The organism is Oleiphilus sp. HI0043 (genome assembly GCF_001634935.1).
In genome coordinates, this window is record NZ_LWEY01000086.1 from 1 (window position 1) to 800 (window position 800).

The following is an 800-nucleotide window of genomic DNA, read 5'->3' on the forward strand; positions in this document are numbered from 1 at the left end:
AGAAACGGTGAACATCTTCGGTGGTGCATGTGCACAAGGCCACCCTGTTGGTTCAACAGGTTCACGTTTGTTGGTTACCTTGATCAACGCATTGAAAGTGAAAGACAAGTCTAAAGGTGTTGCTGCACTATGTATTGGTGGTGGTGAAGCAACCGCTATGGCGATTGAGTTGATCTAAGCTCAGCGTTCATACTAAGAACAGCGCTACAGCAGTACTAAAAAAGGGTCGCAAATATGCGGCCCTTTTTATTATTAATGGAATCAAAACTTTGAAGCTCGGTAAACGCCTAAAAAAACTCAATGAGATGTGCCTAAATAACTACGAGCACATCTGGGATTGCTGCTGCGACCACGGTTTATTGGGAATCAACCTGCTTGATCGGCAAGCCGCACCCACAATTCACTTTGTTGATATTGTTCCAGAGCTCATTGAAGCCTTGAACCTGAAGTTAGTTGAGCTCTTTCCGGCGACTCCTAACAACCAAACATCTTGGAAGACCTATTGCAGCGATGCCTCCCAGTTACCTTTAGACAAACATCAAGGCAAACATTTGGTCATTATTGCTGGTATAGGTGGTGACGAAACGATGAGCCTGATCAACCAGCTTCATCAGAAGTTTCAAAACCTTGATATCGATTATCTGCTCTGCCCTGTTTATCACCAATATGCACTTAGGCAGCACCTCATTAAGCTCGATTTTTCTCTGCTTGACGAACAACTGGTGAAAGAACGAAAGCAGTTTTATGAAATACTGCATGTTTCTTCGTGTAGTGGTTTAAAGAAGGAAATATCTCCGGCG

At 43.6% G+C, this 800-nt stretch carries 1 protein-coding gene and 1 pseudogene; both read left to right on the top strand.

The window, feature by feature from the left end:
• Positions 1 to 178: pseudogene (locus tag A3729_RS30415) on the top strand (acetyl-CoA C-acetyltransferase); the annotation flags it as partial.
• A 91-nt stretch (positions 179 to 269) separates the two neighbouring features.
• The coding region (locus A3729_RS01760; protein WP_068633027.1) for a tRNA (adenine(22)-N(1))-methyltransferase TrmK at positions 270 to 800 on the top strand (531 nt) is incomplete at its 3' end.